Origin of the sequence: Mesorhizobium mediterraneum, assembly GCF_002284565.1 — a bacterium.
GTDB classification, from domain to species: domain Bacteria; phylum Pseudomonadota; class Alphaproteobacteria; order Rhizobiales; family Rhizobiaceae; genus Mesorhizobium; species Mesorhizobium mediterraneum.
On record NZ_NPKI01000007.1, the window covers coordinates 26,209 to 52,997 of the forward strand.

A 26,789-nucleotide genomic window follows, 5' to 3' on the forward strand; every position below is an offset into this window, starting at 1 on the left:
TCGGAAAGCAGAGATCGCGGTGGAGGCACTGCGTCAGTCGGAATCTTGCCTCTACACCTCAACGGCTATTTTCATTTGGCTGCGACGGGTGCGATGGCAGCACAAGATAGTGCTGCTAGCGCCAATCGTGCTGACGGCAATTGCAGGATTCAGCTACGTCAAGGAATGGGTCCCAGTGTGGGCCGTAGCGCTGATGGCTTTCCTCGCCACCCTGATCCCATCCCTTGCCGAGGCACTGGAAATTCAGACGCATGTCGAGGAACTGAAAACCAAGGCTGCCGAATTCAAGGCGCTACAAGATCGCTTCCGGAGGCTCGCCAAGATCACGGTACTCGGCAACATCGATCGAGCGGAAGCCGAGCTAAGCGACCTGATGGACCGCATGGACGTTGTAAGATCAGGTTCAATCACACCGCCCGAAAAGTACTACGTTGCCGCGAGGGACAAGATCAGGGGCGGAGACTACGATTTCTCGATCGACCAAGCTCTCCGTGATATGGCGGCGGACGGCGGCGTTGCTGCGCTTCCGAAGGCAACGTAGAGGGGGGAACTTGGGGAATTTCCTTTCTCTCGACGCGATATACGTTGCCTTGGTGTTCGTGGTGCCGGGCTACATAATCTCGTCGTTTCGGGCGCACTTCATTACGGGGCAGCGGCTCGACGGCCATGACTATTTCGTCAGGCTGCTGACCCTGAGCGCACTCAACTTCACCCTGTCCGGATGGACGATCTATCTAGCAATCGCCTGGAATGCGGAGCCGGTCACACGGATGCTGCTCTGGCTACTGGTGCTGGCCGTATCGCCTGCCCTGATCGGTTTCGTAAGCGGGCTCGGCTCGAAGGCCGAATGGCTGCGAAAGGTCTACGGGTGGCTCAAGCTGTCGCCTCTCCACATCATTCCGACCTCTTGGGAGTACCAATTTTCTACCCTGTCGGAAGCGTGGGTCTACGTTGTCCTGAAGGACAGTACGACCTTCGCGGGATATTGGGGAGGCAAGTCATTCGCGTCGTCCCGCCCGGAAGAACGCGACTTGCTTATCGAACAGGTCTTTGAGGTACCGAATGACGGACCATGGACTCCCACAAACAAGAGTGTTCTCATCGGCTCCGGCGAGATTCGGACGGTAGAATTCACACCCGTTGAAAGGAACAAAGGATGACTAACAAGATCAATGTTGGGGGAGGGCGGCCGTCTGTTGGCTCCTCTGAAAACAAGGGCTTCCAACCAAGCCGGACGCCATCGGGCGGGCGTGAAGGAGTTCAAGGCGGCTATCAGGGGCCAACCAGCGAGGGTCCCCCTGCCAGCCCACCAAGTGGCGGGTCAAGCGGCGGCAAGAAGTAGGCATGAGCGCCGACTGGGATCATAACGACATGGCGAGATTGCTCGCGCTCGAACATGCGTTCTGCGCGCTCGCACTGATTTCGGCCAGCAACTATGCCTATCTGGCCAAAAGCACGCCAAGCGCGGCAGTCAAGCAGTTCCGGTCGGCGATCGAAGGTTCGGTCTACGATTCAGGCCAAGCCTCTACGGAGACGAAGGCGCTCATGAAGCAGCACCTGAAGAAGATGTTCGATCACATCGCCGAAATGGCTACGCATGCTGATCTCGGAACACGAAAGTAGATCTCTCTCGATGGGCTGGCGGGCTGACAGAGCCTATCAAGAAGCACAACGCGAGGATTTCCTACGCTGGCGCAAGGCGCTGACGTGGCGGGAATATGTGCGATGGCAGGCGCGGCGTTGGGGGCCCGTTCCTGGCGGGCGCGGGATCGACTGCGCAACCGGATTGCGGGCTCCGCCCTCGCTTCCGATGTCTAGCCCCGGCTGACAGCGGTGATCCGATGGAACGCCGATTGCAGCTTGTCCGCCGAACTGGTGTCGTCCGACGTGAACCATGCTGCCCACGCGTCGTAAACGGACTGTAGCAGCGGCATGTCATTCGCCGCCACCTGCTTGTAGAGTGCCGACCCATAGGCGAGCACGCCGAGTCCTTCATCAGGGTTGTCCTTTTGGACGCGGAGAACAAGCCGAAGCGTGTTCTCCAACACTGCGGCCCGACGACGTTTGGTGTCATCCGAGGACAAGACCGTCGGGGCGAATGCTTCGGCAAAGATCATGTGGAGCCCCTGAACGACCAAGACGGTGATCGCGCCCCTCTGGTGCATGTCCGCGCGCAGAACCGATCCGCCCTCGATGTCATCCACAAGCCCGGCATCGCTTAGTACCTCATCAATGCGAGTGAACACGAACGCGGCTACCTGATAGTCGAAGGACATCTTTGCCGCGTCGAACCCGCCCGACGCTAGGAAGCGCTCCATGTTCGTTTTGAATTGTCGGAGTTGGGCACCAGCCTCAACGACCGAAGCAGCGCGAAGGCCGGACTGTCTGTTGGCATGCCAGTCAAGGATACGCTTGAGAACCAAGTTCAATTTCCCCCTATTCGCTCGAACCTAGTGCCCTATTGCGGAGGCATTGTCGACAAGCTGGGAGCTTCTCGCATTCAGGCAGCGGGCCGACCGCTGACCTTGGCGAGTAGGTGGGTCTCCAGTTACGATGGCCTCGCGGCCCTGTCGGCGCCAGTCGCGCAGCGCGGCGACGCAGGTGCGGGAGACCTCTTTCAGGAGGCTGTGCCAGTCGTGCGACTCGGCGGCGCTCGCGAGCGCGCCCTCAAAAGCGCCGTAGAGAGCGAGCGGCTGGATCGGAGCGCTCTTCGCCGCCGGTTAGCTAGAGATTGCCGCACCTCGTGCAATTTCCTCGAGCAACACATTCTCCGATTAACAGGTGCCCCGCTGGCGCGGGCCGAAGTTCTTTCGCTTGATGGAGAAAGGGGGCGCTGCCCCCTCTCCCCTGCAAGGAGAAAATCGGTCTCCCCGTCCTTCCTTCGCGTGGGGCCTGGCCCACGCTTCGTGCAGGATCGACGCGGATCCGCATAGCGGATCCAGCGCGCCCCTTCGGCTTCGCCTCGGGCGGGTGATCCCCCTCCGATTTGTCTCCTTGCCCCCCTCTCCCCCGCTGTTCCGCACGAGCTCGGGAGCAGGAGCGGGGCTCCTGCCCCTTCGGGCAGGAAACCGCTTCGCGGGAAAAGGGAAATCAGGAGAAATCATCATGACCGAGACCATCACCATTCCATTGTACAAGCTGGACGCGGACCCGAAAAACGTTCGCAAGACATATAGCGCCGAAGGCGTCGAGGCTTTGGCCGCAAGCATTCGCACGGACGGCTACCGTCTGTTGCAAAACCTTGTTGTCCGGAAGGGCGAGAAGAAGGGCCGCTACTTCGTGACGGCGGGTGGTCGCCGCCGTGCTGCGCTGCTTCTGCTGGCCGAGGCTGGCGAGATCGCGAAGGATTTTCCCGTCGAATGCAAGGAGCGCTCCGGCGAGGACGCTACGGGGATCAGCCTTTCCGAAAATGTTATGCGGGAGGACATGCACCCGGTCGATCAGTACGAGGCCTTCAGCGTCCTTGCCAATGAGGGCAAGGAAATCGCTGATATCGCCGCTCGTTTCGGGACAACCGAAACCATCGTGCGCAAGCGGCTGGCCTTGGCGCGCGTGTCGCCGGTGCTGTTGCAAATGTTCCGCGACGAGGACGTGAGTTTTGCGCAGTTGTCGGCCTTCACCGTCAGCGACGATCACCAGCGGCAGGTTGAGGTATGGAGGGCCCTGCCCTCTTGGAACCGTGATGCTTTTTCCATCCGGCGCGCGCTCACCGAGGAATTGGTTGCCGCGACGGACAAGCGTGTCCAGTTCATCGGCGGACTGGCCGCCTATGAAGCGGCGGGCGGCGCGGTAACGCGGGACCTTTTCGATGAACGCAACGCCGGTTATGCCACTGATACGGTGCTGCTGGAACAGCTGGTGGCCGAAAAGCTTGAGGCGGCGGCCGGGACGGTACGTGCCGAAGGCTGGAAATGGGTGGAGTGCTGCACTTCCATGCCGGAAGGACTTCACAGCATGGAGCGCCACTATCCCGAGGACGTGAGCCTTTCCGAGGAAGATCAGGCAGTGCTCGACGCCGCGCAGGCAGAATATGACGAGCTTGCCGAACTGATCGAGAGCGGTGCCGCCGACGACGAGGCCGAGGCAAAGCTTGAGGAAGTCGAAAAGCGGATTGATGCCCTGACCGCCCGCACGGAAGCCTATAGCGCCGAGGCACTGGCGAACGGCGGCGCTTTCGTCATGCTCGATTATTACGGCAGGCTTTCTATCGAGCGCGGTTTTGTGAAGCCGGACGATACCGAGGTAACAGATAAGGACGAGGCCAACGAGGGCCTGCCGACCATCGTTGGCGAAGCAAAGCCCGTAATTCCGACCGTCACGCATTCGGCGGCTCTTATAGAGGACCTGACGGCCCACAAAACCGCAGCGCTGCGCATTCAACTGGCGAACAATCCTGACATTGCCCTTGTCGCCGTGGTGCATGCCATGTTGTTGCAAGTGGCCTATCCATACAATTCGGAGCAAAGTGCCCTTCAACTGTCGATCACCCATGAGCGGTTGATGCCTTCGATGAAGGACGCCGACAGCTGCAAGGGCCTTGCGGCGTTCAATGACCTATCCGAAAACTATGGCCATCACCTGCCGGGCAATCCCGCCGATCTGTTCGATTGGCTGCTAGAGCAGCCGCAGGACACGCTTCTTTCGCTGCTGGCCTTTGGTGCTGCTCATGCGGTCAACGCGGTGGAGAAGAAGTTCACCGACCGCAAGAAGGGCATTGAGCAGGCCAACCAGCTAGGCCGAGCACTCAATGTCGACATGTCCGAGTGGTTCGAGACGACCGGCGACAGCTATTTCAAGCACGTCAACCGGACCACAATCGAGCTTGCCGTGGCCGAAGCTAAGGGCCGGGAGGCGGAGCTTTCCGTCAAGGCAGCGGCCAAAAAGACCGAAGCCGTCATGATCGCCGAGCGACTCGTTGCCGGTAGCGGCTGGATACCCGCCCCTGTGCGGATCGCTGCCGACGACGACGCGAGGCCTGTCGAGCACGAAACGGACATCGAGGATAACGAGCAGTTCCCCGAAGCGGCTGAATAGACATCAGCCGCAGGCCGGTTGCGTGTTCTCCCGCGCGACCGGACCCTTTTTATCAAAAGCGCGGTCGAGGCCGCCGCCGAATAAATAAGGCCGGATCGACTGGCCTTATTTTCATTTTGAGGGGAGGCCCGAGCCCCCTCCCCTCAAACTCCCCTTCCCGCCCTGGATAGCCGACATGGTTCGCCATGCCGGATTTTTCCTACTTTAGCGAGCCAATACGGTATACCGCCTTAAAGGCGGCCGAATATGTATTGCACTTAGAAAACGCAGATAATCAAGGAAATCCGCCTCATGCGAGCCATTGGGCTCTCCAGGGGACGGCGCGTGTAGCGCAATTCTTGCGCCAAAACGGTTATTCCGGTTATGCTTCGCAAATCATCGGAATCAGCATGATTCCGACTCGCGCATTCTAACGTTTTAAGACGGGGAGACAGAGACCGGCCCAGAAAAAGAAAAACCGCTCCCGAACGAAAATCCGGAAGCGGGTTTGCAGTGAAAAAATAAGCCAAAACCTTTCTCGCAAACCCTCCCTTCCTTGTCAACTGAGAAACATCGCTTCGGTGAACGGAGAAGCTTTGCCTGGTCCCTAACAAGGAGACGAGGACATGGGTGACCCCCATACGGATCGGCGGCCAATCGGTCGCCGAATGACGCCACAACGTGCCGATTACCGGCGACTGGCACGGTCGGCCGAGATCGGAACGGCGACGCGCGGCCAGCTTGCCGTGCTTGCACAAAACCTCCCTTGCACTGGATTGATCAGCGCGACCGAAAGCCATCTTTTGGTGACTCTGGTCAACACGGCCCCGGCCGAGGCCTTTGACAAGTCCGGCCGTCCGATCATCTTCAAGTCCAACCAGCAGCTCGGCTTCGAGATCGGCCGCTCAGCCGGTCGTGTGAGCCGTATGCTTTCCAGCCTTTTCGACGCTGGCTTGATCACGATGCAGGATAGCGGCAATTACAAGCGCTACCCGGTGCGAAATGGCGATGGTGCGATTGTAGACGGTTGCGGCATCGACATGCGGATCCTCATCGCCCGCTATCGCGAGCTCGACCAGCTCGTGCGGCAGGCCAAGGCCGAAAAATCGGCGGCGAGCGCTGCATTGCGCCGCTATCGCGGCGCGCTGCGCAACCTACGCTATGCGCTGGCAACGGTTACGGCGCCGTCGGATCGCGCCCTGGCTCGCATTGCGGCCCGCGTCGAACGGGTCGTCGCCCTTGTCGGCGTTGCCTCCAAGGCGCCGAGCGCCCTTCTCCGACGTGCTTCGGCACTTTTCGACTGGTTTGTGGAGCGCCTGATGCAGCTTCCACGCCGTTCAGAATCTGCGTCAGAAACAGAAGAATCGACATGCACGTATGCCGAAAACGGCATGCACAAACAGACTACAAACCCTGATCCTCTTGAAGAGAGTAATGATAATCGGCGTTCGGCTGACGCCGAACAATTTTATCTGCTAGAGGCTGGCTCCGCCAGCAAGAGGGCTTATGAACCAAGCCTGGGGGGCAGCTTGCGCCAAGTCAACGGGCGAGAGCGCCAGCCGCAGGTGGTAGTGGCATTGCAAGACCTGGTGCGGGCAATACCGGCCTTAAAGGCCTACGGCTTTGCCCTGCCCCGCAGTTGGGCCGATCTAGCGCGGCTCGTGCCGCAAATGTGCCGCCTGACGGGCATTTCCGATGATGCGCGACTCCGCGCCATCGAACAGATGGGCGAGCAGCAAGCAGCGGTCGCAATTGCGGTGACGCTGCAGAAATACGACCGGCAGGAAGTTAAATCGCCGGGCGGCTACTTGCGGGCCATGACGGACCGCGCCACAGCCGGCGAGCTTCATCTTGCCCGCTCGATTTTCGGGCTGGCAGCCCGTAATTCCATGGAGGCATTGAATTGAGATTTCGAACGATATTGGCGGCCGTGGCCGCAATCTGGTGCATGGATGCGGCGGCCGAGCCGTCGGCTTGGTCCGGCCAGGCGCGGGTAATCGACGGTGACACGATCAGTATCCGTCAGCAGCGCATTCGGATTGCTGCGATCGATGCATGCGAACTCGACCAGACCGGCTTGAAGGACGGCCAGACCTGGCGTTGCGGTGTCATAGCTCGCAGTTACCTTCGAAAGATGATCGACGGCCAGCATGTCCGTTGCGATATCATCGACCAGGACCGGTATCGCCGTTTGGTCGGGCAGTGCTTCATCGGCGATACCGATGTGGGCCTCGCCATGGTAGACGCCGGACTAGCCGAGGCGATGCTTCGATATCTGCCGTCTTCCCATCCTGTAAGCCTGGTTGAGTACGGGGAGGCCGAGAACCGCGCGCGCGGCGACGGTTTGGGGATCTGGTCGGCTGAGATCGAAAGTCCGCATCTCTATCGCCGCGCCAAGTCCTCAAAGATTCCTTGACTGGAGATAGCCAACTTGGTGCTATCCAATGGCAAATGACGCGAGCCATATTGCTTCATATTTTCGCGCGAAACCCCGGAAACCTCGTTGCCTAGCCGCAAATAATGACTAATATAGGCTCATATCTTGATCGTGTCAGGTCGACTACGAACAGGGGAATGTTGTCAAATGCGTCATGTCTCACGCCTCTGCGGTGGTTGCTTTTGACGCTCGTTCGCACGTCGACGCGGTTTGCGCAAAGCCGGAGGGCGCAAAAAATTTCCCCGCCTGCGGCTTCCTCGCGCGACAAATTTTTTCGCCCTCCGGCCTCTTCCGCTGCGCTCCAGCCTTCGGTGCACACCGCTTTCCGCCGTGCCATGTGAACGATCATCGCAACCACCAAAGAGGAGTGACTGACATGACCACCACCAACTACATCCAGTTCGATGCTGACGACCTCGACGCCGCCAAGGGCAAAGGCCTCATCTCCACCATCGAACGCGACCTGGACATCAACGCTGTGCCGTTCAGCTCGGACAACGAAAAAGCACCGACGCATCGTGTCTATGCCAAGTCGCCGCGCGGCCATGATATCGAGGTCGGCGGCATCTGGAAAAAGAAGAACGCGGAGGGCAAGCCCTACTACACGCTCTCGATCAAGCGCCTCAGCTTCAACGCCAATCTCGGCCGCTTCCCGGGCCAGGACGACCCGACTCTGCAGGCGATCATCGAATGGGAACCCCGCGATTAATCGCTGTAAAGCGCCCGGCCAAAAGCCGGGCGCCCATTTCAGAAACGCCGAAAATCACCCCAAAGTGCTGGATTTTCAGCACTTTTCTTGCTAGGGTGCCAGGCAACTGGAGATTGGCAGATGAACATCCATTCCGCACGTCCCGATCGTTCCCCGGAGGCCATTGCCAAGCGCAAGAAGGCCACCGATCAGGCCCGCGCGGCCAACATCCGGCAAGGCTACACCCACGATCCTGTTCTCGAGGCGGCCAACGCCCGGTATGTCGCCGGCGAGATCACGTCGGAAGAATTTCGCGAGCAGATGCAGGCGCGTTTCAAGCGCGCCTGACGCTCCAACTCTTGTTCGAATAAGCCGCCTGCGATCACGGGCGGCTTTTTTCATGAGGAATCGTATTGGCGGACGAGTCAAAAGGATCGTACACCTACCCCGACACGCCCGGCGATCCAGATCGCACTGGTGTCCTACGCAACAAGTTCGGGCTGACCAGACACTCGGAGCTGGGACCCGCCGAGTATGCCATGACGCATATTCGACAAAGTGAGATTGCAGAGGGGCGCGGCCCGAGCGGCAATTTCGATAAGGAACATCTGAAGGCCATACACGGCTATATTTTTCAGGACGTTTACGAATGGGCCGGTCACACGCGCAACGAAAGCCCGATCGTCGATGGCGAGCGCGTCGAGCCGATCGGCGGCCTTTCCAAGGGCAGCACCTCATTCCTGCATGGCTCACGCATCGACTTCGGACTGGACGAGGCCTTAAAGCCGATCCGCGATCCCGACGTTCTTCGCACTGCTACCCCGGAGCAATTCGCTGAGCGTGCGGGCCAGGTGCTCGCTGAGCTCAATTACGTGCATCCATTCCGCGAGGGCAACGGTCGCGCCCAGGAGGCGTTCATTATCGAGCTTGGCCGCCATTACGGCCATGAGGTGGATTTTACCGTCATCAGCAAACCGCGGGTGATCGAGGCATCAATCGAGACCACAAACGACCCGTCTAGTCCGGCAATGAAGCATGTGCTGGAGGACTCTATCAATCCGAACCGCCGCGAAGCGCTTCGCGCTGCATTTGCCGACCTCGAACGGTGCGGCGAGAAGCCGTTTGAACACAATATCCGCACGGCACGGCCGGGAGAGGAAATCACCGGCCAAATTCTCGGCCATGACGATAGAGCAGCCAGCATCGTCACGGATGAGCGGATCATTGCCGTCGATCGCGCCGACTTGCCCGAACGCTTGCCCGACGACAATGCAGAGGTCTCTTTCACCGCCCGCTCTGACTTTTCCCGCCTGGGACGCGAGCAACAGGCCACCGAGGCACACATGCGGCCCCAACAGGCCGAGCAGCCACAGCGGGACAGAAGCGCCGGGCTGAAGGCTATCGAGGCCGAAATGGCGGCGCGGCGAGACCGTGAGCGCGACGACGACGATCGCGGTCGATAACCCCTGCCCTAGGCAACAAGCTGCTTTTCGTCGAGCGGTCGTCGAGCTGGTCGATATCCGATGCGTTTCGGCGCCGCCTCAGTCCGTTGGGTGATTTGACGGACAAGCTACGATAGCCCCTCCCCCATGCAACCGCTGTCGCGGTCCTCCACTCCGTTTCGGCCCTACAGGTGCATAGGCTCGCTTCGGCTATCTCCGTTCTTTGCCGTCAACCAACGGAATGGAGACGGCCATGCAGAGCATCAAGGACACCTACCAACGCATCACCGATACCATCGTCGAGCAGCTTGAAGCCGGCACCAAGCCCTGGATCCGCCCCTGGCGCGGCAGCGTACGACACTCCCGCATCCCGCGCCGCGCGACCGGCAAAGCCTATCGCGGCATCAATGTCCTGATGCTGTGGGTGTCCGGCCAGATGTTCGGCTACGAGGAAAACACCTGGATGACCTATCGCCAGGCGCAGGATCTTGGCGGGCAAGTCCGAAAAGGCGAGAAAGGAACGCTGGTCGTCAAGTACGGCACGTTCACGCCAAAGGAGCGCGAAGACGACGAGGATCGCTCGATCCCCTACCTCAAGGGATACACCGTCTTCAATGTCGAGCAGATCGAGAACCTGCCTGACCGGTTTGCCAGCCCGGCCGAGGAGCTGCCGAGCGTTCCTGTTCCGCACTTGGAAACCGTCGAGGTTTTCGTGAGAAACACCAACGCGAAGGTCAGCTACAGCGGCACGAAAGCCTGCTATCGGCCGAGCAGCGATGACATCCTCATGCCGGGCCGTGACCGGTTCGATAGCCAAGTTCACCTATATTCGACCCTGCTGCATGAGCTCTCGCACTGGTCCGGCGCAAAGCATCGCCTGGACCGTGATCTCAGTGGCCGATTCGGAACGGAATGTTACGCCGTGGAAGAGCTCGTCGCTGAACTCGCGGCATCATTCCTTTGCGCCGATCTCGGCGTGGCTCATGATCCGCGCGATAACACCGCCGCCTACCTGGCAAGTTGGCTCGCCGTCCTGAAGAACGACAAGCGCGCTATCATCACCGCCGCCGCCAAGGCGCAGGCCGCGGCCGACTATCTTCACCAGCTCCAATCGTCGAGCAGAGTGAACGAGGCCGCTTAGCGGCCTCCATCTTCCCTCTGGTTCATCATCGCCCGGGCGTCGATTTCGAGTTCGTGACGGCTCGAGGACGACATCCGGAAAGCGATGGCTTAGCACGAAGCGGCGGGTGCCCTTTGGATGCGACTGAAGCAGGCGGGGGAAGGGGTTTCTCCCGGCTCCGCAGTGACGGCACGCCGGCCGCGAAAAGACCGTTTCCCGTTTCACGTGAAGCAACAAACAAGAAGAGTTGGCCGCGGCCAACTCAGTCGCTGCCCTCGAAATTGGCGGCAGCCGATCAAACGACAAGCTAGGAGCAAAGTTGGCCGCGGCCAACTTTGCCTGCCAGGTTGCCCGAAGCCCTTGAATCATAAGGGTTCTTGGCATGGTTACCGAATCATGTCACTTTCGATACGGATTTTTAGCAATTGCTGCGTAAAAAGCGCATCGAAAGGGGAAATCGATGTTGCAGAATCAAAACGTATCGACGGCCATTTCTTCCGATGCGCGGATTTCACACCACGCGCGGCAGTTGTCTATGCAGTTGCAGTTGCTGCGAGAGCGCCTATTCCCGCCGTCCTCGCAAAAAATGCTCAAAACGTTCACCTCTGGTGAGGCGGCTCAGATCGTCGGAGTGTCAGACGGCTACCTTAGACAGCTGTCGCTGGACGGCAAAGGCCCTTCGCCAACTGTCTCGCCGACAGGAAGACGCTCGTACACCCTCGAACAAATCAACGATCTGCGGAAACACATGGCAGCCGCCAAACCGAAGGACGCCATCACATATCTGCCGTGGAGAAGGGGAGGCGAGAAGCTTCAGACAATCGCCGTCGCTAATTTCAAAGGCGGCAGCGCAAAGACGACGACATCAATCTACCTGGCACAGCATCTTGCCCTGCAGGGATATCGTGTCCTTGCAGTCGATCTCGATCCGCAGGCTTCTTTGTCGTCAATGCTTGGCGTTCAGCCAGAATTCGATCTGGAGGAAGGCGACACCCTGTACGGCGCGATCCGTTATGACGACAAACGGCGGCCACTAAAGGACATCATCCGCAAGACGTACTTCGCAGGCCTCGACTTGGTTCCCGGAAACCTTGAGCTTATGGAATTCGAGCACGAGACCCCAACCGCGTTAATGGAGCGGAAGACAACCAACAGCGATATCTTCTTCAGGCGCGTCGGCGTGGCCTTGGCTGAGGTCGAGGCCGAGTACGACATCGTCATCATCGACTGCCCTCCACAGCTTGGATACCTGACGCTCGGCGCCGTGTGTGCGGCGACCAGCCTGTTGATCACAATCCACCCGCAAATGGTGGACGTCGCATCAATGAGCCAGTTTCTGCTGATGACCGCGGATCTGCTGTCGGTCGTCCGCAAGGCGGGCGGTGACCTGAACCATGATTTCATCCGCTACGTCATCACTCGCCACGAGCCCCATGACGGCCCGCAGGCGCAGATCGTAGCCCTGCTGCGAAGTTTGTTTGGCGACGAGGTTCTGGCGGCGACCGTCCTGAAATCCACGGCAATCGCCGATGCTGGGCTGACAAAGCAGACGCTCTACGAAATCGAAAGGGGACAAGTTCGCCGCTCGACATTCGACCGGGCTATCGAATCCCTCGACGCCGTTAACGGAGAAATCCTGGATGGCATCAAGAGAACGTGGGGGCGGACATGAGCAGGCGGGACAAGCTTACGGGCATCTTTGCCGATACCAGCCGCGAGTTGGCCGCGGCCAACTTTTCGGGGGAGGGTGACGGAGGCCGTGTGTTGGCAGGACCCGTAAGGACGATGGGGCTTGCCCTTGACCGCATGGATCAGGAAGCTCGTGAACTGCAGGAAGCCCTGAAGGCAGGCGAGAAGGTTGTCGAACTCGATCCGGAACTCATCGACAGCTCGTTCGTGCGAGATCGCCTGGACGGCGAGGTTACTGCGACGGACGATCTCGTAAGGTCGATCGAGGAAAACGGGCAGGAGGTGCCGATACTCGTGAGGCAGCATCCCGATCTCGAAGGTCGTTACCAGGTTGCCTACGGGCACCGTAGGCTTCGCGCTGTCCGGCTTCTGAAGCGGAAGGTGAGGGCGGTTGTCAGGCAGTTGACCGACAACGAACTTGTCGTCGCGCAGGGCATCGAGAACACCGCAAGAAAGGATCTCTCGTACATCGAGCGGGCCCTCTTCGCAGCGAGCCTCGAAAACCACGACTTCAGCCGGGATGTCATTATGCAGGCGCTGTCGACCGACAAAACGGAGCTTTCCAAGCTGCTTTCCGTCGCGAAAGGCATCCCGAGCGGAATCGTCAAGGCCATCGGCGCAGCTCCCTCAATGGGCCGCCGCAGGTGGATGGAACTCGCTGAAAAGATCGCCGAACCCAAGGTGCTGGAAACTGCCCGTAATGCCATCCAGAAGCCCGAGTTCGGGCCTCTGAGCTCGGATGAGCGCTTCATGCTAATTTTGGCCGAGGTTTCGAAGAAACCCCAGCGGGAACAGACTGTTAGCGAGTGGAAGCCACACGGCGGCAAGGTTGCTGGGAAGATCAAAGATAACGGGAAGGCGTATACGCTCTCCCTCAAGACTGCCGGAGTCGATGAGGGCTTCGGCGCGTTTCTGACCGGGCGGCTGGACGATCTCTACGCCGACTGGCAGGCAAGCAGCAAATCGAAGCAGGAGTAGAACCGCAAAAGAAAAAGGCCCCCGAACGACCTTAGTCGTGGAAGCCTCTCTCAAAGTTGTAGCAGACTGAGAATCGCATTTCCACGAATCACTGTCAAGAGTCACAGCGTCGTGTCGGCGAGCGGATTTCTTTTGCCTGATTGAAAGGCGAAGGAAGAAATGGAGACGGGTATTGCAACGACGCCCTTTGGGCGGCGACCGATGTCGCTTGCCATGTTGGCAGCGCAGAATGACTCGAAGGAAATCGCGGAAGGGAAGGCTGCCGACAAATGGCAGGTCTACAGGGACCTGTGTGAGGGAAAAGCTGTCGTCGGCATCGGGGACCGCTCCCTGGCGGTATTGGCAGCGCTGCTGTCATTCTATCCGGACACGGAGCTGTCCGAGGAAAACGGCCTGGTCGTGTTCCCCTCGAACAAACAACTGATCCTGCGGTCTCACGGGATGTCGGAGGTAACGCTGCGGCGGCACCTGGCGACCTTGGTGGACAGTGGCCTTATCATCCGCCGGGACAGCCCAAACGGCAAACGGTACGCCCGCAAGGGGAGGGGAGGGGGCCTTGAGGAAGCGTTCGGCTTCTCGCTTGCCCCAGTACTGGCGCGTGCAGACGAGTTCGCGGAGGCAGCGGAACGCGTTCGAGCGGACAATCGTGCCCTCCGGCTGATGCGAGAGCGCATCACGCTGCACCGCCGGGATATCCAGAAGCTGATCGAAGCGGCCGTCGAGGAAGATGTTCCCGGCGACTGGGGAGACTTGTGGAGGCGTTTCAGGGCAATCGTGGACGCGATTCCTCGGAGGGCGGCGATCGTCGATCTGGCGCCGATTGTGACCGACTTGGCCGAGATCCGCGAGGAGATCGATATCCTGTTGGAATCGCACATGAATGTCGAAGATTCGAACGGCAATGCCGATCGTTCTGAACGGCAGCAATCTGATTCAAATACCGAATCCATTTTTGAATTTGAACCTGCTTTGGAAAAAAGCGGGGCGACGGCCGAGCCAAGAACGAGGGAGGCCGAGAAGCCAAAAGGCTATCCGCTGGGGCTGGTGCTGAAGGCCTGCCCTGAAATTGCGGTTTACGCCGTCGACGGGATCGGCAATTGGCGTGATTTGATGGTCACGGCGGCCCAGGTGCGCGGTTATCTCGGCGTGTCGCCTTCCGCATACGAGGACGCCTGCCATGTTATGGGGCAGGAAATCGCAGCTATCGTGGTCGCCTGCATCCTGCAGCGGGCGCAGCATATTGGCTCCGCCGGCGGCTATCTGCGCGTGCTGACGGAGAAGGCGCGGGCAGGGCAGTTTTCCGTCGGCCCAATGCTGATGAGCCTTCTTCGAACGCAAAGCCGATCGGGTGAGGCGCGGGCAGGGTGATGGCGCGATTGTCTCCTAAGCCGGCAACACGCTTGATCAGGGGCACACCGGCGATCACCTTCACGCCATGGAAGGAGGTAGCAAAACCGCTTAGCGGCCTTCGTCCTTCGATGTTGATGAGGCTGTGGCGGCGTCGGCCGCCTTCTGGTGTGAGACCATGCGCTTAACCAGGGCGAGGAGATCGCGCGTCGTGTCGTGGGGCAAGTCCACCATAAGTTTTGCCAGTTCAAGACGATCCTCGGCTTCCTCCGGCGTCCGGCCCCAAAGATGAGGAGCAGCCTCAAAAAGCATTTCGATCGGCATGAAGCCGAGGATTTCACAGAGATGGATCATACGAGTGACATGCATTTTGGAGAAAGCACGTTCGTATCGCCCGTAGACAGGCATTGACAGGCCAAGCAAAGGCGCGAGATCCGCGCGCGTCAGCCCTTCGTCCTCGCGCTCCTTGCGAAGAAAGGCCGCGATCTTCTTGTCCATCTCGCCCAGGGTCGTGATGCCGTCAAACCCCGGGCGTCGATAAATCGGCTTATCAATCTCAGGATCGGTCGTTTCCACCAATCCCTTTGCACTTTTATAGGTGTTCATATCCCGCGTCACGGACCCATCCCTCCAAATGAAAAACCGCCCACAGGGCGGCACTATGTACCAAATTTGTTAGACACGGCACTAGTTCCAATCCCCAGAACTAGCTTTTTCCCTTACCATTTTGGGGAGGTGGAGGGAGAACGAAGCCGCTGCGTGCGGACAGCGCTTCTTTATCGCTTGAACTGATCGATGATACTGGCAGTGCAGTTGCAAGGGCATCAGCGGTTCTTTGCTAAGACCATCGTCCAACGACCTGGACCGCCCTCGAACACTGATTCCACGGATTTTTTACCTTCGATCCAACCAAGATTCGCCGACAGCTCGCAAGCTATCGAATATTCATCAATACTTATACACCGCTTCACATTAACCGTCGATCCATCACCGTGCTTGGATATATCCCATTTGGATATGCGGAAGAGTTCCGATTTCGCGTGATCACTGGTCGGCCACGTAGCCTTATCGGGTATGCGGTTAGTGCCTTTGACGATAGACAAAAAGGCCTGCGAAGTCTCGCGAAGGCCTATGCTCTGCCGGCCGAGCATAGGCGCGGCGTAGATGCCGATGACGGTGCCGATGGCTATTCCAAATAGGAAGCCGCGGCCCGTCATTCTCAATAGCCGTTGTCGCGGAGGAACTGGTCGATGGCTGCCTTTATGATCACCGTCATTTTGATGTCGTTGTCGAAGGCGGCCTTTTGCAATCGCATCTTCGTGTCGTAGTCCAGGGGACAATTGACGTAGTGCTTGGCTTCTCGCGCGTGGGCTCGTTTCAGGTCGCGCAGCCGATAGCGCCCATCCTCCTGGGCCAGAGCACGTTCGATCGCCTTGCTCTTGCGCTCTTCACCGCTCGGGTTCGGCAGACTGCGCCGCGGCCGTTCCCTTGTCGCGTCCGCTTCTGAAACCGGCGCCGCTGTCGGTTCCGGTGCAGTCATTCCCGCCTCTGCCTCTTCCGACACAAAGGCTGATTTCATTGTGGCTTTGGATGTGGCTGGCTTCGGCCGTCGCGGAGCGATCGGAAAGTCAGAGACGGACAGTTTGCCTGGTTTAGACATTTCTCACCTTATCCAGGGTTGCCGCGAGATGGCGATCGAGCTCGCTCACAAACGCCGCGACCTCCGCGCGACCCTTCATGACCGGGTCGGTCAGCTCGAGCATCTGCAAGGTACCGAGGCCGTTGCGGATTTCGCGATAGCAATTTCTTTCGGTGAGCTCGGTTTCCATCAACGTCGATTCGTAGCCATTGGCGCGAAGGTTGGCGATGAACGGACGGATCAGCCTGTAAGCCTCGAGAACGCGGCCGGGAAGGGCGATGCGCGTCACCACGTTCACGTGGGGAATCGTGCGCCCTTCCCTGTCGCCAATATCCGCCGTGATGGTGGCGGCTTCGCCGGCCGCCTTGATTTCATCCTGGTTCGGCTGAATTGGCGTCAGCACCAGGTCGGAGTTGCGGATGATCGTATCGCGGATGACGCTGTCGACGCCGGGTGAGTCCATCAGGATTACGTCATAGACGCCGTCTTGTTCGGCAAGCGCGATTTCAATGCTTCGCTGCGTTGCCGCGCTGTGCAGCTCGATGTTGGCCGGAAGATTGTCCTTGGCCTCACATCGCTTCCACCATTCGGCTAGGTTCTGGCGTGGATCGGCGTCGATCAGAAGAACCTTCTTTCCATGAATAGCGTACTCGCCGGCAACGAGGATAATGACCGTCGTCTTCCCGGCACCGCCTTTTCCGCTGATCGCGCAAATTCTTTTAGGCATGTCTGATCCCTCTTTTGCCGTCCCCAAAGCCGAACGCGGCAGGGGCCGTCGCCACGCTCATGCCTGATCTTGGGCTTGGTTTCGCATAGCGTTTTTACACGATGCGATCACCTCTTCGCTATCCTAGCGTGTGATACTTCAATCACATCTTACTTTCACATCGTAACGTCATGGCATGTGAGCACATCGTGTGAATAAGTCGTGTGAAAGGGGATCAACTGCGCGCTGCCGTTTGAGCCATCCTGGAAGTCTCCACAGTCGCCCAATTTCCCTTGTTGACCGATGAAGTCGGCACCGACCTTCCTGCTCCTAATGTGGTGAACCCCGGAGCCGCGCGAAGGCCGTCTGTGACGCTCGCACGCAGTCCGCCAGGGCGAAGAGCGGAGCGTCCCTTGCGGACGAGTACGAGGGGCACACAAAGGCCGACAAAGCGGTCCTGGAGGTGAACCCTGGAGAGCGCTTTATCGTTTTGGACAGGCAGAGACGAAGGCCCTGCCAATGGTCAGTCGAGCGGAGTGTGGGCCGCTCGAAGAGTTGTTTTCATTGAGTTCGAAATTAACGTCTATAAATGGTGGCAGGATACGGAAAAATGTGCGACATTTTTTCCGACGATCGAGGAACAAGCCCTCGATGCCTGCCGCAAGCGCCAGTGAGAGGGGGCCCAAGGCCAATGGACGACGCGAAATTCGAGGTCCGGCTCGAGCCGAACCGGAAGGGTCGAATGGTGCATGCCCGCGTCAGCGCGGACGAATATGCGGCGATCGAAAAGGCCGCCAAGGCGGCCGACATGACGGTTTCCGGGTTTTTCCGGTCGCTGATCATCGAGGGAGCGGGCGCTCAGCCATTCCTTACCGAGGAAGACCGTCTCGTGATGGCATTGCTACTGGAGGATATGCGCGCGATCGGCGTGAACCTCAATCAGGTCGCGCGGGCGCTCAACAGCGGCAAAGGCGTTCATCCGAGCGACGTCGATATCAATCTCGGGAATGTGCAGCGCGTCCAAGCGGCCGTTATGACGGAGTTACGATCGCTGGCGAGGCGCGCCGGCCATAAGCGGCGAGGGGAGGGGTAAAGCCGTGGAAATCTTCTTCGGCGCCTTCACGAGCGATTGGGAGCAGCGCCGTGCGGCGTTGCTGCATGATCTATCGCTTGGGCCAAAACGCCGGTCGTCGGCCGAGGACGAAATGAAGCGTCGACTGAAGGCGATGGCCGAGCTGGGCGGCGGCGGTGGTGCTGGTGGCGGCGGTGGCAGCCAGCCGAAAGTGCGGCGGGCGGCCGCCAGGCCGATCTTCGCGGCCGAGACGCGGGCAGCAGCGGCGTCGCGTCCAATAGAAATGCGGCTAGCGGCGGTTGCCCAGGGCAGCCAGCCCGCGGTTGTCAAAATGGCATCCTATGGCGGTGGCGCGAGGGTAGGGGCGATGCTGAATTATGTGTCGCGCGGCGGCGAGCTCGCCGTCGAGAACGAGAACGGCGAGTGTATCAGCAGCCGCGAGGATCTGGCGCGGTTGCGGGGAGACTGGAACCATCTATTCCAGAACCGCGCAGAGAGCCGCGATATCGGCAGCTTCACCGTACAGATTGCGACTGCGTCGGTTTCGTCAGAGGAGGCGATGCATGAGCTGGTCAGGAACAGTTTGACGAGCGCGTTCGGCGATCGACACTATGCTTATGCAGTCACGCGCCATGCCGGCGGCGCGCTGACGGTTCAAGGAGCGGTCGTTCTCAGAAGCGGGCAGGGGGAGCGGCTAACTGGCGACGACAAGGCCGCCAGCATCATTCAGGTGCGATACGACGCCAGTGCGGCCGCGCAGGATGTGGCTGCACGGTTCTCGTTCCAAGGCTACGGCAATGGTGTCGAGTATGGCGCCAGCAAATTGCGGAGCCTGGTCGAACGTCATGAGGGCGACATTCGCGACGACCGCGGCCAAGTCATCGGTGACGAAAAGCTCGCTGGCGACCTGGTGCAAAAGGAATGGCGCGGTGATCTGCACAGCCGCAAAGGCCGCGACGTGATGCACCTGATCATGTCGGCCCGGGCCGGCACGAATGTCGAGGCGTTTGAAAACGCTGCACGCGACTTCCTTGCTCAGCAGTTCGCCGGCCATCGCTACGTGTTTGCCATGCATGATCCGGCCAATGATCCGAAGGAAGAAGGCGAGGGGGGCAAGCGGCCACATGTCCATGCCCACGCGATCATTACCATGCGATCGGAATCGGGAGATCGGATCGAGACGACCCCTCAGGTGTTTCGGGAGTGGCGGGCCACAATGGCTGAGAAGGCCCGCAAGCATGGCATCGCGATGGAAATGACGGATCGACGCGAGTTCGCCAGCCCGCCGGCGTTTACGCGCAACCAGGTGCGGCCGATCAGCAGGGAAGGGCGGACAGAGCATGTAGGGACAAGCGAGGCGGCGCAGGCTCGATACGACGCAAAGCGGAGCGGGCGGAGAACATACGCAAAGAGCGAAAGGAGCCAACAGTATACCAAAAAGGCAAAGCAAAACTGGGAGAAGGTTGCACTCGCGAGCGGTGATCATCGCCTCATCGCCTACGCTGTTCAGCAGCGTGACCGCTTGATTTCCGGCCTGTCGGATGGCGGCGCGGAAACGACTTCGAATGTCGTGCATGCCGATTTCGGGCCAAATTTCCGCGCCAATCTGGTAATATTGCAGAAACTGGTTTTGGAGGGTGAAGAATTGCGCGAGGCATCACGGGTAGAATTCGAGGGGTATGAAAAGAAAGTTGAAACAGCCCTGTTCAATCTGGAGCGAAGCGTAGGCCCCGATGAGCGGGCCGACTTCGATGAAGTGGCGACATTGGCGCGCGAACACGTCAATCAGCGCCGCGAGCTGGTGGAACTATATGAGCAGCGCAACGAAGTGCGGGCCGAGCAGAAGCAAGAAGAGCAGGCGGAGGCCGAATGGCAAGCAGCCGTCGCCCAGGACGGCGATGTCGCGGTCGATGCTGGCAACGACGTCCTCTCGGTTCAGGATCACAGCTCCGATCTGATCGAATCCAGTTCTGCTGAAGAACGGCAAGCCGCAATGGAACAGCCGCAAATGCCGAAAGAGGAATTAGAACGGGCCATTCAGGCCGAGATTGATCTGCTCAAAGCAGAAGGCTACAGCACCGCATACATTTGCGAACGGAGTCTGGAGATCGAGGACGGCGTTCGCCAGCGGTATGCCGAGGCCATGCAGAACCCCGACAATCCCGATCTTGTCGGCGCAGCTAAAAATCGGGAGGCGCTGATTGCTGGCGCCGAAAGGGTAGGGGAGCAGTCAGCAGAGCAAAAGGACAAGATCCCGACGAATGCCGACGCCGTCGTCGAACAGCAGCGCGAGCCTCGTCTCGAGGAGCCGGAGCGCCAGCCAATCGATCCGGATGAGCGCGAGGCGCACGAACTCGCATCAACAGTCGACGCTACAAATCGCCTTCAGGATCGGGTAAACAAGGAGAGGGAAGCAACACAGCGCGGCGGAGAGACGACGCGCACCGACCCAGCACAGCAGCATATACCGCGGCTTGAAGAGCTGGAGCGCGAGGAAATTGAACGGAAGGAACGCGACCGCGACGATCGGGAACGCTAAGTGAGCACGATGCTGAACAACAGGCAGGATTATGTAATCCAGACCAACGATCCGAAGGGCGACGAAGGCTTCGGCAAGGGCCTTGGCGTGGTCATCTGCCTCGTGTTCGTGTTTGGCGTGATCCAGATCGCTTATGAGAAGGTTGTCGGCTGGTATCAGTCGATTGTGCAGTGGGGCGGCGAGACCGCCGCGTTCATCGCCAGCTTTTGGCCGTTCTAGAGGAAGCTGGCCGCCAGGAAGCTCTTAAGCTTCGGCGGCCAGGCCAACGTCGACGGGATCAGGAACCGTCGCTGAGAATATGTCCAGATAATTCTTTCGTGTTGTCGGGGAGCGGTCACCGAGCTTCTCGACTTTCTGCGCAACCGTCGCCTTCAGTCGTTCGGCGCTAGGTTTTAAGCTCTCTTCGACCGTCTTAATGCGCTCCTCGATTGCCGCAACGTCGCGTTTCGACGTTTCGGCGCCGGCGCCGGAATTGCTCTTGGTTGGTTTTTTTCGTGCATCGATCGCCTTGCGGTTGACCACACGAGCGGAAGAACTAGCCGGCCGTCCGAAATCCGATTCCGGCTGTTTGTCGTCGGCGGCCAAGGCGGTTGCTTGCGCCTTCGCCGGCGTCAAGACTTGGACTGTTTCGACAGTCGGCTTGCTGTCGCCTGCATACTCTTCTGTCAGCGCCGGTACCGGTTTGACGGGCAGGTATTCGACGGACGGGACTTCCGGCACGTGCGCCTGTGAGAAAGCCTCAGCAGCCTTGAAGGGTTGTGTCTCGAAAAATCGAAGTTTGTCACCAAAGATCGGCCTCTGGCCTTCGATGAGCAGAACCATCTTGCGTTCGGGCATCTGCCGGATTTCTTGCGGCATCATCAGATCGCGTTCGCGAATCTGTTCGACCTTCGTGCGGCGAGGCAGGCCAAAAAGTTCAATGGTGCGCGATTCCGACTGATAGCGAATTGTGCGCTTGCCGAGCGCACGAGAGGCATATTCGGCAGTTGCCTGGTCGTTGGCGCCAAGCACGAGCTGATAACCACAATTGCCGAGCAGTGAGTGCCTGGAGGTCTCGCCATAGATTTCGTCCAGGTTCTTGAGGTCCTGGATGATGAAGGCGAGCTTGATGTTGTAGCCAGCCACATAGGGCAGCTTTGTCATAATCTCGTCCATCCTCTTCAACTGTCGGAACTCGTCGAGCAGGAAATAGACGGGCAGGGAATTGGGGTCGTGCTCCAGGGTGAGGATGTCCATGGTCTGCTGCACGAACAGCGTCAGGAGAGGACGCAATAGCGTGATGTCAGTGATGTTGGGCGCGAGGTAGATCGAGATCGGCCGGCGCTTGAGCGCCCGTAAATCCATATCGGTTACGTTCGTGGCGGCAACGATGCGCTCGTTTTTGAAGGGCCGCATGGCCTTCTGAATATCGAGCAAGGCAGAGGCGGCGGCCCGTTCTGACAGCGCGAGATAGGCATTGAAGCTTTCCATGGTGAACTTGGAAAGGTATGGCTCTCTCGCCTTGATGAACTTCATCAGCGCCTGGAGGTCGACGCCGCTATTGATGAAGGAATTGACTTCGCCGAGGTTGCGCCGGCCATTGTAGTGCGGGCTCTCCAGAACGTAGCTGATAGCGCCCGCCATCACTTGCTGTGCCGTGGCCTGCCATACCGAATTCTCGGATTCGGTGTTCTCCGGGACAAGGATGCTCGCCATGTTTTGGATATCCGTCGTCCGCGTGCCGCGCTCCTGGCGCACGAAGTCGAGCGGATTGTAGCGGTTGGTGGCTTCCGATCCCGGAGCAAATAGAAAGACCTGGCTTCCCTTGCGGCGGCGATATCCGGCAGTGGCCTTGAAGACTTCGCCCTTCAGATCGGTGACGATCATCGACCCTTCGTGCAGGAGGGCGTTGGGAATGACGTAGCCAGCACCCTTACCGGATCGAGTTGGACCGATGATGAGATGGTGACGATCATCCTTTGTGCGGAGGATCTTGCGACCGAGGCGGCCGAAGATGTGCCCCTGCTTGCGGAACCATCTGCCGCGTCGCAAGGCGGCAATGTCCTGAAAAGCGGCGTCGCCGAGCGGGTTGCTTGGCGATTTCAAGCCAAGATAGGCTGCCAGGCCGCCGGCGAACAAGCTTGGCAGGAGCGCGACGAGCGCGACCTTCTGCAGGGTATGGCTGCCCTTGTAGAGCCAGAATTGTTGAACAGGCACGAAAGGATTGGTGGAGATCGTCGTTTCGAGAATTCGGCCGTCCTTATAGACGAGCTGCAAGCCAAGTCCGTAAGTGAGGGTCCAGACGGCGAAGACGATCCCGGCGCAGAAGAGAAGATAGAAGGCCTGAAAGCCCTTGTTCATGTCTCGTCTCGGGCAAAGAAGATTTCCGAAACGCCCCGTTTTCCGCCATCACGGCGCAACTGGATTACGATCGGGATGACCATTTGAATGTATGACATGAGATCCTGCTTGGAGTAACCCGACGACATTCCGGCCTGCTGCATCATCATGGCGAGTTGTTCATAGGCGCCCATCGGTGTATCCGCATGCACCGTCGACATGCTGCCCGGATGGCCGGTGTTGATGGCGCGCAGGAAGGAGAAGGCTTCGGCGCCACGAATTTCACCGACAAAGAGTCGGTCCGGTCGCATCCGAAGCGACGCTTCCAACAGGTTTTGGATCGTCACGTCTGCGGTGCCCTGGTCGCCCTTTGAGGCAATCAGATGCACCTTGTTCGGTTGAGGCGGAAATAGCTCGCGCGTGTCCTCGAGCGTCAGTATCCGCTCATGCGGATCGACGCTTTTCAGGCATGCGTTGAGGAATGTGGTCTTGCCCGACGAGGTGCCGCCGCTGATTAAAATCGATACTCGCTTGGTGATCGCCGTATGGATGAAATCATAGATACGGCTCGCCCGAAGGTGCGCGATCAGCTCCCGGTCGATGTCGCTCAGTCCGCCGACTGCGACCGAGACTTTATCCAGTGAGCCGCTATCGCGGTACTCCTCGAGCGTGAAATTGTTCACGACCTGCTTTCGGATCGAGATCGAGCCGCCTTCCGGCGCGGCGGGAGGCAGCACGATCTGAATACGCTCGCCCGTCGGTAAGGCCGCGCTTAAAATAGGCTTGGCGCGGCTGATAAATTGATTTGTTATCCCGGCGACGCGTTCCCCGATATTTTCTATTTCAGACGCCGTGAGCTTCTTAATTTCGTGAAACTCCATCTCATCGGATCCCAGCCGTTCCACATAGACATGGCCCGGCCTGTTCACGGAGATTTCGACTACACGCGGATCGTCAAGAAAGCCGCGGATCGGTTCGAGTGCCCGATCAAGGAAGTAATAGGGATTGGTGGGCGATCGGCCCTTGTTACTGACCGCGACGTTCACGTTGTATTTCCTTCATCGCTTCTGTAACGGGATCGTCATACATGGCGCTGAAATCGAGATCCTGGCGCACGTAGACGAAGATGCGTTCGCCCTGGCTGACACTGATGGTGGGCGGGATGCGCAGATTTTCGCTCAAAGCCTGGTTAGCCATGTCGCTGAACGTTTGCGCGATCGTGTCGCGCGCCAGCTCCTCGCCACGTTTGGCTTCATCATTATCTTGGCCGAAAGCTTCATCGCTTCCATAGCCGGTGAGGTAACTAGCGCCTGCCCCGACAATCGACAGCACGATTGCGGAACCGAACCGCTCCCGCCATTTGTTGTCGACACGACCAGTCAGCCCGGAGCGACCAAGGCTGTCGGTGCCGATGGAGTTCAGGCGAACGGACACACCATCATCGCGGAGAAGTCGGGTCCAGATGACGAAAATGCGTTTCTGACCCCTGACAACATCGGACTGATATTCGCCGATAAGCCGGGTTCCAGTCGGAATCAGGACGCGCCGTCCGTCAAACGAATAGACATCCTGAGATGTGATCGCGCGGATTTGGCCCGGAAGATCGCTGACGATCGCGGTTTCCAAAATGCCCGGAATTAGGGTGCCTTCAGGCACCAGCGCGTCGATGCGTTTGATCTGCTTTGCCTTTGCCGACCGATCAGCCAGGCTCGACGCGGCCGCAAGGAATTTGCTGTTGCGGTCCTCGCCCGCGACACTCAGACCGTTGCCGTCGGCGCCACCGAGGCCACCGGCGGCGTCCTCCTCGCGAGCCGTATCCAACGATATCAGCTTGGACCTGTAGCGCTCCGGAAATTCCTCAGGCGGCGGCTCAGCTGCCGGCTCCGTGGGCGGCGCCTGGACGACTTCAGGCGGAGGCGGCACGTTAAATTTGGTCGTGTCGACCTTCTCCTGTACCGGCTCCGGAGGAGGCGGGATGTTGATCACGTCAGGTTCGGGTTGCGGTTCGGGCTTCTCTTCCTCGCGCACGAACGACGGCGGCCGGAACGTCGTGGTCCGGAATTCTTCGTCGCCTTCGGTTATGTCGCGAGGAGTTTCCTTCGGCGTGGCAAGAACGAAGTAGGCTGCCACGGTACCGCCAATGAGCAAGGCCGCTCCGCCGAGGAGCTGGTTGCGCTTTGCGTTCTTGTTGCTGACGGCCGTGTCGTCGGCCGACATCATGGCCTCAAGCTCAGGTGTCCGGTTCATTTGTTACCGCTCCTCCAGCGCTTTTTGGCGACGCGATCAGGAGCCGGACCGAGGATATCAGGGTCCGGAGCGCCGAAATCAGGCTTCCGAAGGTTGAAGATGCACGTCCATTGATTGCCATCGCGCAGCGTGTATTGGGTCGCAACACCGTCAAGGACGAGGTATTCCCCTTCCTTGCGGAAATTGCGCAGCGTCTCGGAAAAATCCGACTGCACGGCGAAGATCGCCGGCACACGCCCGGTGAATTTGAAAAAGGTCTTCTTGCCGTCATCGAAAACCATCGACGGCTTCAGCTGCGCGTCACCCGAAAACGAATAGTCGATGTTGACGTTTGCCTTGTCGATGTTCGAGATATTCGGATTGGCTGTGCGGTACTCAGCTTCCTTGCGCAGCGCCGCATTGAGGTCCTTTTCCGGGTAGACAAACCTGACGCCGAAGACCTTCTTGCCGGCGGCAGGCGGATTGTCGTGAAGCTCGATGAAATAGATCCTCTTCGTCGTCACGACATTCATATTCGTAGTGACGTTCTTGGCGATCGGCTTCACAAACAGGATGTTGCCCTTCTCAGCAGGGGCAACCTGCCAACTCTCCGTATCGCCAAGCGAGATGGTCTCGAAACGTTCATCTTCATCGAAAATGATCATTGTCGAAATGCCGTAAGTCGCATTGACCGTCACGACGTTGTTGGGCTGATAGACAACGCTTGTAACCCGGCCGTCGAGATTGCCCGGGCGTGGTGACTGTGCCGCATGGGCGTGAGTCATGATTGCGGCGAAGAACGCCGCCGAAAACAGGAGGTGTTTCATCATCCCTCACCTCCTGGGGTCACCGTCTCCTGGTCACGACGGTAGCTGAAGACCTGGAAGCCGAGGGGATTTTCAAAAAGCCACTGATTTTCAGTGGGGGTGTCGGTGTAGCGGAAGCGCACGACCGAAATGTAGTGCCGCGTGATGGAATCCGTGTCGGATTTTTCCGTCGTTGAGAAACGGACAAGAGCCGTCGACGGCGGTTGGCTAGGATCGCTCGGCTCGGTGACCGCCACCGATTTGATGTCCACCGAAACCCGCTTGTTTTTTCCGTAGACTTTTGCGGGGTTATTCGAATTGGCGGCGCTATAAAGCTCCTGCAACTCCCGCGCGGCATCGCCGGTCGACAACAAGGCGGCAATGCCGAAGTTTTGTTCGATCTCGTAGGGGTCATAGCCTTCGCGAGCGCGGATATAGCGCACGACATTGGCCTGGGTGACCGCTTTTTGTTCGGTGAGGTTGGCAGGCCTAGTCAGACCGCTTTTGACCTCCAGATAGCCGGTATTTTTGTCGACCACGACGACATACGGTTCGAAGCTCTTCAACGGGACCAGCAGCACCAGTGCCCCGAGCGCTAGCAGCGTGATCGCCCCGAAAATGATCGTCACGAACCAGGCGAGTCCGCGCGATCGCTTGGCCTTTTTTACGATCTCATATTCCCAACGATCGCCGTCTTGGAAATAGGTCCGTAGTGCAGTCTCTTTTGAATCTGACATTTTCGATCTAGCCCTTAGTTACTCTCACAAG

At 59.0% G+C, this 26,789-nt stretch carries 26 protein-coding genes; 16 read left to right on the top strand and 10 right to left on the bottom strand.

What is annotated here, in order from left to right:
• Positions 1 to 19 precede the first annotated feature (19 nt).
• The 3 genes from CIT25_RS02945 to CIT25_RS02955 all read left to right on the top strand — a co-directional run bounded on the left by CIT25_RS02945 (position 20) and on the right by CIT25_RS02955 (position 1,623).
• Entirely contained in the window at positions 20 to 541 is a 522-nt protein-coding gene (locus CIT25_RS02945; RefSeq protein ID WP_095483081.1) for an SLATT domain-containing protein, read from the top strand.
• Positions 542 to 551: 10 nt separating this feature from the next.
• A complete protein-coding gene (locus CIT25_RS02950) occupies positions 552 to 1,160 on the top strand; it encodes a DUF6338 family protein (RefSeq protein ID WP_095483082.1) in 609 nt (202 codons plus the stop codon).
• A gap of 184 nt (positions 1,161 to 1,344) precedes the next feature.
• The gene (locus CIT25_RS02955; RefSeq protein WP_158302501.1) at positions 1,345 to 1,623 is read left to right on the top strand and encodes a hypothetical protein; all 279 of its coding nucleotides are present in this window, start codon (positions 1,345 to 1,347) and stop codon (positions 1,621 to 1,623) included.
• 191 nt (positions 1,624 to 1,814) lie between these two features.
• Here the strand turns inward: CIT25_RS02955 and CIT25_RS02960 are convergent, their stop codons facing one another.
• On the bottom strand, positions 1,815 to 2,423 hold the full coding sequence (locus tag CIT25_RS02960; RefSeq protein ID WP_095483084.1) for a hypothetical protein: 609 nt from the start codon (positions 2,421 to 2,423) through the stop codon (positions 1,815 to 1,817).
• Positions 2,424 to 2,781: 358 nt separating this feature from the next.
• Between CIT25_RS02960 and CIT25_RS02970 the strand changes: the two genes are divergently transcribed.
• The 10 genes from CIT25_RS02970 to repC (CIT25_RS03015) all read left to right on the top strand — a co-directional run bounded on the left by CIT25_RS02970 (position 2,782) and on the right by repC (CIT25_RS03015) (position 14,735).
• On the top strand, positions 2,782 to 5,034 hold the full coding sequence (locus CIT25_RS02970) for a ParB/RepB/Spo0J family partition protein (RefSeq protein WP_245329747.1): 2,253 nt from the start codon (positions 2,782 to 2,784) through the stop codon (positions 5,032 to 5,034).
• 605 nt (positions 5,035 to 5,639) lie between these two features.
• On the top strand, positions 5,640 to 6,920 hold the full coding sequence (repC, locus tag CIT25_RS02975; RefSeq protein ID WP_095483086.1) for a plasmid replication protein RepC: 1,281 nt from the start codon (positions 5,640 to 5,642) through the stop codon (positions 6,918 to 6,920).
• Positions 6,921 to 6,961: 41 nt separating this feature from the next.
• A complete protein-coding gene (locus tag CIT25_RS02980) occupies positions 6,962 to 7,429 on the top strand; it encodes a thermonuclease family protein (protein ID WP_095483087.1) in 468 nt (155 codons plus the stop codon).
• A gap of 397 nt (positions 7,430 to 7,826) precedes the next feature.
• Entirely contained in the window at positions 7,827 to 8,159 is a 333-nt protein-coding gene (locus CIT25_RS02985; protein WP_095483088.1) for a DUF736 family protein, read from the top strand.
• A 120-nt stretch (positions 8,160 to 8,279) separates the two neighbouring features.
• Positions 8,280 to 8,486, top strand: coding sequence for an antitoxin VbhA family protein (locus CIT25_RS02990; RefSeq protein ID WP_095483089.1), 207 nt, complete (start codon positions 8,280 to 8,282; stop codon positions 8,484 to 8,486).
• A 65-nt stretch (positions 8,487 to 8,551) separates the two neighbouring features.
• On the top strand, positions 8,552 to 9,601 hold the full coding sequence (locus CIT25_RS02995) for a Fic/DOC family protein (protein ID WP_095483090.1): 1,050 nt from the start codon (positions 8,552 to 8,554) through the stop codon (positions 9,599 to 9,601).
• A 232-nt stretch (positions 9,602 to 9,833) separates the two neighbouring features.
• A complete protein-coding gene (locus CIT25_RS03000) occupies positions 9,834 to 10,721 on the top strand; it encodes an ArdC family protein (RefSeq protein ID WP_095483123.1) in 888 nt (295 codons plus the stop codon).
• 442 nt (positions 10,722 to 11,163) lie between these two features.
• A complete protein-coding gene (gene repA / locus CIT25_RS03005; protein WP_095483124.1) occupies positions 11,164 to 12,372 on the top strand; it encodes a plasmid partitioning protein RepA in 1,209 nt (402 codons plus the stop codon).
• Complete coding sequence (gene repB, locus CIT25_RS03010) at positions 12,369 to 13,367, top strand: plasmid partitioning protein RepB (protein WP_095483125.1); 999 nt, start codon at positions 12,369 to 12,371, stop codon at positions 13,365 to 13,367. The genes repA and repB overlap by 4 nt, the downstream gene beginning before the upstream one ends.
• A gap of 159 nt (positions 13,368 to 13,526) precedes the next feature.
• Positions 13,527 to 14,735, top strand: coding sequence for a plasmid replication protein RepC (gene repC / locus CIT25_RS03015; protein ID WP_095483091.1), 1,209 nt, complete (start codon positions 13,527 to 13,529; stop codon positions 14,733 to 14,735).
• 90 nt (positions 14,736 to 14,825) lie between these two features.
• On the opposite strand, the gene CIT25_RS03020 is transcribed toward repC (CIT25_RS03015), so the two are convergent.
• The 4 genes from CIT25_RS03020 to CIT25_RS03035 form a co-directional block, all read right to left on the bottom strand.
• Positions 14,826 to 15,320: a helix-turn-helix transcriptional regulator gene (locus CIT25_RS03020; protein ID WP_095483092.1), complete on the bottom strand. Its 495-nt coding sequence runs from the start codon at positions 15,318 to 15,320 to the stop codon at positions 14,826 to 14,828.
• Between the two features lie 218 nt (positions 15,321 to 15,538).
• Positions 15,539 to 15,931: a hypothetical protein gene (locus CIT25_RS03025; RefSeq protein WP_095483093.1), complete on the bottom strand. Its 393-nt coding sequence runs from the start codon at positions 15,929 to 15,931 to the stop codon at positions 15,539 to 15,541.
• Between the two features lie 2 nt (positions 15,932 to 15,933).
• Positions 15,934 to 16,254 carry a hypothetical protein gene (locus CIT25_RS37365; RefSeq protein WP_245329748.1) on the bottom strand — a complete coding sequence of 107 codons (321 nt, stop codon included), beginning with the start codon at positions 16,252 to 16,254 and terminating at the stop codon, positions 15,934 to 15,936.
• A 112-nt stretch (positions 16,255 to 16,366) separates the two neighbouring features.
• Complete coding sequence (locus tag CIT25_RS03035; protein WP_095483094.1) at positions 16,367 to 17,080, bottom strand: ParA family protein; 714 nt, start codon at positions 17,078 to 17,080, stop codon at positions 16,367 to 16,369.
• Positions 17,081 to 17,750: 670 nt separating this feature from the next.
• On the opposite strand from CIT25_RS03035, the gene CIT25_RS03040 reads away from it, so the two are divergent.
• From CIT25_RS03040 to CIT25_RS03050, 3 genes are read left to right on the top strand one after another with little or no spacing between them, the layout of a single operon-like run.
• A complete protein-coding gene (locus CIT25_RS03040; RefSeq protein ID WP_095483095.1) occupies positions 17,751 to 18,152 on the top strand; it encodes a MobC family plasmid mobilization relaxosome protein in 402 nt (133 codons plus the stop codon).
• 4 nt (positions 18,153 to 18,156) lie between these two features.
• Positions 18,157 to 20,670, top strand: a complete 2,514-nt coding sequence (locus tag CIT25_RS03045) for a relaxase/mobilization nuclease domain-containing protein (protein ID WP_095483096.1) — start codon at positions 18,157 to 18,159, stop codon at positions 20,668 to 20,670.
• A gap of 9 nt (positions 20,671 to 20,679) precedes the next feature.
• On the top strand, positions 20,680 to 20,889 hold the full coding sequence (locus CIT25_RS03050; RefSeq protein ID WP_095483097.1) for a hypothetical protein: 210 nt from the start codon (positions 20,680 to 20,682) through the stop codon (positions 20,887 to 20,889).
• A gap of 24 nt (positions 20,890 to 20,913) precedes the next feature.
• On the opposite strand, the gene CIT25_RS03055 is transcribed toward CIT25_RS03050, so the two are convergent.
• Genes CIT25_RS03055 through CIT25_RS03075 form a run of 5 tightly spaced genes read right to left on the bottom strand, consistent with a single transcriptional unit; the run spans position 20,914 to position 26,758 of the window.
• Positions 20,914 to 23,010, bottom strand: a complete 2,097-nt coding sequence (locus tag CIT25_RS03055; protein WP_095483098.1) for a type IV secretory system conjugative DNA transfer family protein — start codon at positions 23,008 to 23,010, stop codon at positions 20,914 to 20,916.
• Positions 23,007 to 24,035, bottom strand: a complete 1,029-nt coding sequence (virB11, locus tag CIT25_RS03060; protein WP_095483099.1) for a P-type DNA transfer ATPase VirB11 — start codon at positions 24,033 to 24,035, stop codon at positions 23,007 to 23,009. Before virB11 ends, CIT25_RS03055 begins: the two co-directional genes overlap by 4 nt.
• Complete coding sequence (gene virB10, locus CIT25_RS03065) at positions 24,016 to 25,236, bottom strand: type IV secretion system protein VirB10 (RefSeq protein WP_095483100.1); 1,221 nt, start codon at positions 25,234 to 25,236, stop codon at positions 24,016 to 24,018. The genes virB11 and virB10 overlap by 20 nt, the downstream gene beginning before the upstream one ends.
• The gene (locus tag CIT25_RS03070; protein ID WP_095483101.1) at positions 25,233 to 26,045 is read right to left on the bottom strand and encodes a TrbG/VirB9 family P-type conjugative transfer protein; all 813 of its coding nucleotides are present in this window, start codon (positions 26,043 to 26,045) and stop codon (positions 25,233 to 25,235) included. The genes virB10 and CIT25_RS03070 overlap by 4 nt, the downstream gene beginning before the upstream one ends.
• Positions 26,042 to 26,758 (bottom strand): VirB8 family type IV secretion system protein, encoded by a 717-nt coding sequence (locus tag CIT25_RS03075; RefSeq protein ID WP_095483102.1) that lies wholly within the window; start codon positions 26,756 to 26,758, stop codon positions 26,042 to 26,044. Before CIT25_RS03075 ends, CIT25_RS03070 begins: the two co-directional genes overlap by 4 nt.
• Between the last annotated feature and the right edge of the window lie 31 nt (positions 26,759 to 26,789).